8 protein-coding genes are annotated in these 8,166 nt (G+C 55.6%); 7 read left to right on the top strand and 1 reads right to left on the bottom strand.

All coding sequences use genetic code 11. From position 1 onward, the window contains the following. Positions 1 to 285 (top strand): FGGY-family carbohydrate kinase (locus ACF8AM_RS10695; RefSeq protein WP_392555631.1); only part of this gene is annotated, 285 nt, incomplete at its 5' end. A 99-nt stretch (positions 286 to 384) separates the two neighbouring features. Continuing rightward, on the top strand, positions 385 to 1,977 hold the full coding sequence (locus ACF8AM_RS10690) for a glycerol-3-phosphate dehydrogenase/oxidase (protein ID WP_392555630.1): 1,593 nt from the start codon (positions 385 to 387) through the stop codon (positions 1,975 to 1,977). Between the two features lie 32 nt (positions 1,978 to 2,009). On the opposite strand, the gene ACF8AM_RS10685 is transcribed toward ACF8AM_RS10690, so the two are convergent. After that, entirely contained in the window at positions 2,010 to 3,053 is a 1,044-nt protein-coding gene (locus ACF8AM_RS10685; RefSeq protein WP_392555629.1) for a DUF1593 domain-containing protein, read from the bottom strand. A gap of 262 nt (positions 3,054 to 3,315) precedes the next feature. Here ACF8AM_RS10685 and ACF8AM_RS10680 point away from each other — a divergent pair, with 262 nt between their 5' ends. The 5 genes from ACF8AM_RS10680 to ACF8AM_RS10660 form a co-directional block, all read left to right on the top strand. Beyond that, positions 3,316 to 4,410 (top strand): isocitrate/isopropylmalate dehydrogenase family protein, encoded by a 1,095-nt coding sequence (locus tag ACF8AM_RS10680; protein WP_392555628.1) that lies wholly within the window; start codon positions 3,316 to 3,318, stop codon positions 4,408 to 4,410. A gap of 62 nt (positions 4,411 to 4,472) precedes the next feature. Beyond that, a complete protein-coding gene (locus ACF8AM_RS10675) occupies positions 4,473 to 5,774 on the top strand; it encodes an MFS transporter (protein ID WP_392555627.1) in 1,302 nt (433 codons plus the stop codon). Beyond that, a complete protein-coding gene (locus ACF8AM_RS10670) occupies positions 5,771 to 6,820 on the top strand; it encodes a Gfo/Idh/MocA family protein (RefSeq protein WP_392555626.1) in 1,050 nt (349 codons plus the stop codon). The genes ACF8AM_RS10675 and ACF8AM_RS10670 overlap by 4 nt, the downstream gene beginning before the upstream one ends. Then, a complete protein-coding gene (locus ACF8AM_RS10665) occupies positions 6,817 to 7,464 on the top strand; it encodes a cyclase family protein (protein ID WP_392555625.1) in 648 nt (215 codons plus the stop codon). Before ACF8AM_RS10670 ends, ACF8AM_RS10665 begins: the two co-directional genes overlap by 4 nt. A gap of 44 nt (positions 7,465 to 7,508) precedes the next feature. After that, positions 7,509 to 8,166 (top strand): four-carbon acid sugar kinase family protein (locus ACF8AM_RS10660; RefSeq protein ID WP_392555624.1); only part of this gene is annotated, 658 nt, incomplete at its 3' end.

Raw genomic sequence — 8,166 nt, 5'->3', positions numbered from 1 at the left:
GGCGCGGCCGCCAATGATCTCTTGATGCAGTTCCAAGCGGACATCATCGGAGCCCGCGTGGTGCGTCCCAAAGTCATCGAAACCACCGCCGCAGGGGCGGCGTACGTCGCTGGTCTGTCCACCGGGTTTTGGCAGGACGCTACTGACATTGAACGAATCTGGGAAACCGAACGGGTGTTCGAACCTCAGATGCCGGCCGAGGAGGTTTCACGACGTCGAGTTCGCTGGGCCAAAGCTCTTGAACGCTCCAAGCAGTGGGCCGAACTCGATTCCTCTAGCGACTGATCTTCGCCGCGAACTCACGGGACCATCCTTTTCAGCTGGATGCGTTCTGTTCTATCTCATCTTTCCTTGCTGCTTCCAATTCACGGCGTCCATTTCACCATGCAACGCGAAAAATCCCTGAATCAGTTAAACGAACGTTCGGCCCCTTGGGACATTGTCGTCATTGGAGGTGGCGCGACCGGCGTTGGGATCGCCATGGACGCTGCCTCTCGAGGACTGGACTGTTTGCTCCTCGAACAAGCGGACTTTGGCAAGGGAACCTCGAGTCGCAGCACCAAGTTGGTGCACGGAGGTGTTCGCTACCTCCAACAAGGCAACATCACTTTGGTGCGAGATGCACTGAAGGAGCGCACGCTGCTTCGCAACAACGCGCCGCAACTGGTTCATGACATGCCGTTTTTGATTCCCTGTGGATCGTTCATGGAACGCATGTATTACGCAACCGGATTGAAAGTTTACGACTGGTTGGCGACCGGCAACCGTTTCGGACGCTCTCACGCGATCACTCCCAATGAAGCGACCCAGCGAGTGCCAACGCTTCAAAAAGAAAAGGCCAATGGCGGGGTCATCTATCACGATGGACAATTCGATGACACGCGTCTGCTCATCAGCATGGCTCGTACCGCAGCAGAACATGGCGCGTGCCTGTTGAACTACGTTGCCGTCACCGGACTGAGCAAAGACGACTCCGGCGAAATCAATGGCGTGATTGCAGAGGACCGCGAAACCGGGAATACGTTTTCGATCGCTGCTCGACGTGTCATCAACGCAGCCGGACCGTTCTGCGATGCGGTTCGAGCGATGGACGAACCGGCCGCCGAAAAGATGTTGGCGGCCAGCCAAGGGGTGCACATCGTTTTGCCGCGACGTTTCTTCCCCGGAGACATTGCGATGATCGTTCCCAAGACCTCCGACGGCCGTGTGCTGTTCATCATTCCTTGGCACAATCATGCCGTGGTCGGAACCACCGACACCGCGATTGACTCGGTTTCGTTGGAACCCAAACCGCAAGCCGGGGAAATTGAGTTTCTTTTGGAAACCGCGAAGGAGTACTTGGTCGAAGCCCCCACCCGCGACGACGTTCTGAGCGTGTTCACAGGAATCCGTCCGCTTGTCAAAGGCGACAAATCTTCCAGGACGGCGTCGCTGTCCCGTGATCACACCATCCGAATCTCCGATTCCAAACTGGTCACCATCACCGGAGGAAAATGGACCACGGTTCGCAAGATGGCAGAGGACTGCGTTGATCGAACAATTGCATCAACCAAGAGCACGCCCCACCCGCTGACCGCGAATGCTTGTCAAACCGAAACACTTCACCTGCACGGCTATGATCCCAATTCGGGATCCAACAACACGGTCGCCGGTGCCGGACGAGGCCACTACGGATCGGACTTGCCTCTGATCGAACAACTTGAACGCGAACAACCTGGGCTGAGCGAAAGACTGCATCCGGAACTTTCCGTGACCGGCGGCGAAGTCATCTGGGCCGTTCGGCATGAAATGGCGAGAACGATCGAAGATGTGCTGGCTCGACGTACCCGATGCCTGTTCCTCAACTCCAAAGCGACCGTGCAAATCTCCGAAGCGGTCGCAAAAATCATGGCCAGCGAACTGCACCGTGACGATGCATGGATCGCTGACCAAGTCTCTTCCTTCGCGAAACTTGCGGAAGCTTATCAGATTCACTGAGAAGAACGACATTCCGCAACCGCGTGCCCAAGTCACTTGGAATCTGGCAGGCACCAACGCATTCGATCGGCAAAGTCCGCTTGAAATTCGGGACGCCATCGGCTGACGGACGTGCGAGGGTCATAGGACGCTGTGGCCGGGCGATCTCGGTACCAGCCGTCGGTTTGCTGAACAAACTCGCCGCCCCATCCTGGTTGGCTTGGGTCTTTTGGATCGTTGCCACCATCTGGTAAGAAAAAGAACCACGACGGCGTGTCACCTTCTTTCATGCAACCATGCGGGTTGGGCGCGGTCCATGTCTTCGTAGGATACAGCTCGCCAAGAGGTCCCATCCGACGAACATTGGTTTCAACCCAATCACGTCCGGTCAAACTCTCGTCGCCTGTCAAATACATCCCGCGAAAATTCGCGATGCGTTTGTCTGCTTTGGGTGCTGCGGTCGACAGGACATAGTGCATCCCCGGAAACTGCTTCCGCATCCAATCTGCGATGCCATCTTGGTCGGCGATGTCATAGACAACAAACTTGCGAACAAATTTCGCGAACCCGTCCGTGCCGCGTTCCGACTGCACACGATACAGCGTCTGCGCCAAATCCGTTTGTCCGCCCCAGACCGTGATGCAGAGAGGGGACTCCGACGATCCCGCATCAATGCGTTTCATCAGCAAACGAGATCCATCGCTGTCATGCCCTTCGCCGATGTGAGCCCGCTCACGGAGAGGGTTTCCTGACACAACAACATCACGAAGTTGATTGGCATCTGGCCAACCGTCTGCATGCTTCAAAAGGTTGGGTCGCACAAGTTCGTATGCATCAATCAGTTCATGGATCAAATCCGGCCGAGTGATGGACTCCTTGAGTTCTCCACGTGTGCCGGATGCACTTGCGATCAACGCTTCGATCTTGAATTCGTTGGAATACATCAACAACCGAATCATGGATTGCGTGTCATCGGGGTCGCCTCCAATGTCAGTCAAAACCGCTAACCGCGGTCGCTGTGCCTGGGCGTTTGTTGTCGCCAAGCACATGACAAACACACCGATCAACCATATCACCAAGAGTCCTTTTCGAGTCACTAGATCTGTTCCTTTTGCAAACGTCAAATCGAACCACACGTGCACTGAGTGTATAGAGTGAGCCACAAAGAATGTTGGCCGTCCTCTGTCGAAACAGGCCAGCCTGTGGTGTAATGCTCGCCACTGAGACCCAGTGACGGAACCCATCCGGTCATTCTCAGCCATTCGTTCTCGCTTCGCGATTCGATCTTTGGTGAGCCTCTTGCTGGACTCACCGTGCGTTGTGATTTTCCAGTCGCCCATTCTTTCTCGCACCATCCCCATGACTCAATCGTTTCATCTCGTCATTTTAGGTGGCGATGGCATCGGCCCCGAAGTTTGTGACCAATCGGTTCGTTTGCTCGAAATCATGCAACCGCATTTGGATGGAGTCGGCTTCGAACTGGACCATCACAGTGTCGGTGTCGGTGAATACCAACGATCCGGAGATGCTCTGCCACCGTCCGCGTTTGATGCCTGCCTGAAATCCGATGCGGTCTTGCTCGGTGCGATGGGTTTGCCGAACGTCCGGTATCCCAACGGCAAAGAAATCGCACCTCAGTTGGATCTTCGTGAGCGATTGCAATTGTACGGTGGTGTTCGCCCGATTCGCCTTTATCACGAAAACGACAGCCCGCTGAAGGGTCACGGTCCCGGAGACATTGACTTTGTTCTGGTCCGTGAGAGCACCGAAGGATTGTTTTATGGACGCGATGCGATAGCGGACCTGCAAGCCGATGAAGCGACCAACCTGCTTCGCATCACTCGGTCCGCCTCTGAACGCGTTTGCCGGCTCGCATTTGAGACCGCCCGCCGACGAAACGGCAAGAAGACGGTCACATTGATCGACAAAGCCAACGTGCTGTCTTCGATGGTCTACTTCCGTCACGTGTTTGACGAAGTGGCCAAAGAATTCCCGGACATCAAAGCCGATCACGTCTACGTCGATGCCGCGGCGCTTTTCATGGTTCGTCGTCCGCAGGACTTTGATGTGATGGTCACGGAAAACATGTTCGGCGACATTCTTTCGGACTTGGCCGCCGGCTTGGTTGGCGGGATGGGAATGGCACCTTCCGGTGACCTAGGGGACAACGCGGCAGTGTTTCAACCGTCGCACGGTTCTGCGCCTGACATCGCCGGTCAGTCGATCGCGAATCCGATCGCCATGCATCTGTCGACCGCCATGATGTTGGAGTGGTTGGATCATCCAGAGACCCGCCGCGCCGCAGCGGCCTTGAACGCAGCCGTCTCGGACGTGTTGTCCGACCCGACGCAGCGAACTGCCGACATGGGTGGCAAGCTGTCCACGATCGAAATCACAGACAAAATTGCGGACCGCCTGAGCCGACGACTGCAAGGCGAGACAACCACGGCCTGAGATCTCGCCGAGAACTGATTGCCTCGCGAACGGTTTCCATTTCCCACCTCACGGATATTCCTATGCCCACACGCTTCTTGTTGATCCTCGGCGCGTTTTTGTTATCCGTGTTGATGTGGGTGGATCGAGCTTGTATTTCGGCGGCCAAGGAAGACATGGCGACCGATCTCGGATTCTCTGATCAACAAATGGGCTGGGTGATGTCAGCTTTTGCGCTTGGATATGCCCTGTTCCAGGTCCCCAGCGGAAAGTTGGCCGATCGCTTTGGGCCTCGGCGGGTGATGACCGTGGTGTGCCTGGTTTGGTCCGCCTTCACGGTTCTCACGGGAGTCGTTCGTGGACTGTCTGCCATGATCGGATTGCGATTTTTGTTCGGAATGGGCGAAGCCGGCGGCTATCCCACCTTGGCTCGCGCGTTCACGTCGTGGTTGCCGATGAACGAACGCGGGATCACCAACTCGATCAGCTTCTCTGGGGGGCGGCTTGGCGCGGCCCTGGCGATGCCAGGCGTGGTTTGGCTGATCAGTGCGTTAGGCGGATGGCAACAAACATTTTGGTTCTTCGGTGTGATGGGAATCCTGTTCGCCGTTGTTTGGTACGCGCTCTTCCGAGACCTGCCGGAAAATCACTTCGCGGTTTCAAAACAAGAAGCCGCTCACATCATGCAGTCGCGCACGCCCGTCCGAGCCGCTCACCTGGAAGACGTCGAAGAAGCCCCCATTGGTTTTCTGCCGATGTTGCGTTCAGCCAACATGCTAATGCTGATGTTCCAATACGTCGCTCATAACTTCACTTTTTTCTTCACCGTCAGTTGGTTCTTTCCCTACCTGAAAGAGCAGTATTCCCTGACCAGCGAACAAACCGGTCTGTACGCGGCCGCTCCGCTCCTGTGCGGTGTGGTCGGCAACTGGTTAGCTGGCTTCACCGTCGACCGCCTCTACAGTCGTGGCCAATGGAAACTTTCGCGGCGATTGCCTGCCGCAATTGGGTTTGCACTGGGGGCGATCGGAATGAGTTTGTGCGTGAACATGACCACTCCCATGTCCGCTGTGATATGCATGTGCATCGCGATCTTCGGCAGCGACATGATTCTCAGTCCTTCCTGGTCCACGTGCATGGACATTGGCGGCAAGAGTGCCGGCGCAGTCAGCGGTGCGATGAATATGGTCGGAAACTTGGGGGCATTCGCGACTTCTCTTTCCTTCCCGTACCTGGTGTCGTACTTCGATGCACATGAACCATTCTTTTATTCGGCGGCAGCATTGAACATTGTTGCCATCTTCATGTGGTTCCGCATCTCACCGGATCGATCGATCGCCGAGGAATTGGAATTGACGTCGTCCACCACAGGAGCCACCGCATGAGTTCCCATTCCGAAGCAAAAACCTACCGAGGCGTTGTGATTGGCGCTGGCTACTTCAGCCAGTTCCACTACGACGCGTGGAACCGGATGGATGACGTGGAAATCGTCGCCTGTTGCGATGTCGATTTTGAGAAAGCGAACCAAATCGCCGGCACTCACGGCATTTCGTCTGTTTATACCGACTACCGACAGATGCTCGATCAGCACGATGTCGACTTCGTGGACATCATCACACGCCCCGACACTCACCTTGCCTTGGTCGACGACATATCGCAGCGCGGCAAAGCCATCATTTGTCAAAAACCGCTTGCCCCGACGGTCGACGAAGCCTGTGAGCTGGTCGCGTTGACCAATCAACGCAATATTCGATTCATGGTCCACGAGAACTTTCGTTTTCAACCTTGGTATCGCGAAATCAAACAGTTGATGAACGCAGGCGTGATCGGTAGCCGTTTGCACTCGTTGTCGTTTCGTAACCGAGCGGGCGACGGTCATGGTCCGGACGCCTACCTGGCCCGCCAACCGTACTTTCAAACGATGGAAAAGTTCCTGATCTTTGAAGCGGGCATTCACACGATTGATACGTTTCGCTATCTGGGTGGCGAAATTGAACAAGCCTGGTGTTGGCACCGCAAACTCAATCCCGTCATTGCGGGTGAAGACGCAGCCGTTGGCGTGTTCCGTTTTCACGACGGCGGAATGGGGTTGTACGATGCCAACCGATTCAATGAATCCACGGCTAAGAACCCTCGCTACACATTTGGCGAGGTCCTGCTAGAAGGCGACGAAGGGTCGATCCGACTCCACGATGATGGTCGACTCACCATTCAGCGACTCGGGGAAGCAGAACGAGAGCACGCCTACTCCCCCAGCCAACATGGTTTTGCCGGTGACTGTGTCTTTTCCACACAGCGGCATTTCGTTGACCAACTTAGAAACGGACAACCGTTCGAAACAGATGGCCCGAGTTACCTGAAAAGTCTGGCTGTGCAAGAAGCGATGTACGCGTCTTCGCAATCCGGATGCTGGGAGACCCCCAAAGCATGAACGTCATCGACCTGACATTGCGCCTTGAATCTGGCATGCGTGGCTTCGAAACGGAGCCAAAATTCACGCTCGAACGAGACGGTTGGAACGCCAGCACCTTGCATCTGTATTCGCATTGCGGCACCCACATGGACGCGCCGCTACACTTTGAAGCCAGCGATCAAACGATCGATCAAATTCCATTGCAAGACTGCATTGGCAATGCCTGGATCGTCGATTTGGCTCATCTGCCCCCCAAGACTCCCATTGAAATCTCTCACCTCGGTGAACTTGCCGATAGCTTTCCGGTGGGTGACGCTCTGCTGCTGCGAACGATGTGGAGCCAGCACGTGAACGATGCGACCTACTACCGAGACAATTTTCAACCGATCAGCCCTGAATTGGCTCGCTGGATGGTCGACCGAAAGGTGCGTCTGGTTGGCGTCGAACCGCCTTCGGTCGCTGATGTCAATGATCTTCCGGCGGTCACTGAGATACACAAGATCTTGCTCGGTGGAAACGTCATCATTGTCGAGGGACTGACCAATCTCGATGCGATCACGCAGCCCAAATGTTGGTTCGGTGCGATGCCGCTCAAGGTCGCTGGCGGCGATGGGGCCCCCTGCCGCGCGTTTGCACTGTTGGATTGCCCCGTCGATCCGTGACCTCGCACCTCGATCTTTTATCCATTCCTTTCGCTTGAGCTCCCATGACACAAACACTCTCGGATGCACTTCAAGGCGTCGCGGCGGAACGTTCTGAATCGTTGCTTTCCACGATCCGCGAAAACAATGAACGTTCAAACCGCAAGATCGTGGTGTTGGACGATGATCCGACGGGAACGCAGACCGTATACGACACTCCCGTTCTCACCACATGGGGAGTCGAGGAATTGGAGGCCGCTCTGGATTCCCCATCCAATCTTTTCTATGTCCTCACCAATTCGAGAGCGTTGTCAGAACCGGAAGCCATTGATCTGGCGAAGGAAATTGGAAAGAACCTGACTGAGGCCGCTCGCCGCGTTCAAAAACACTTTGTCGTTGTCAGTCGCAGCGATTCGACCCTCCGTGGTCACTATCCAGCGGAAGTCGACGCACTTGCGGAAGCGGTTGGGATTCCCGAAGCGGTCCACGTGATTGCACCGTTCTTCCTGCAAGGAGGTCGCTACACGATCAACGATGTTCACTACGTTGCCGAATCCGATGGACTCGTTCCCGCTGCGGAAACTCCGTTTGCCAAAGACGCAGCGTTCGGCTTTCAAAACAGCAATCTGAAACGCTGGGTGTGCGAAAAGCACAACGACGATCTGAACCCCGAACAGATTGTTTCCGTTGGGTTGAATGAGCTGAGAGCATCGGACTTGTCGC

Source organism: Rhodopirellula sp. JB055 (genome assembly GCF_043100905.1).
In the GTDB taxonomy this organism is placed as follows: Bacteria; Planctomycetota; Planctomycetia; order Pirellulales; family Pirellulaceae; genus Rhodopirellula.
The sequence above is the reverse complement of the archived record's forward strand: the minus strand, read 5'-3'. Positions and strand labels throughout refer to the sequence as shown.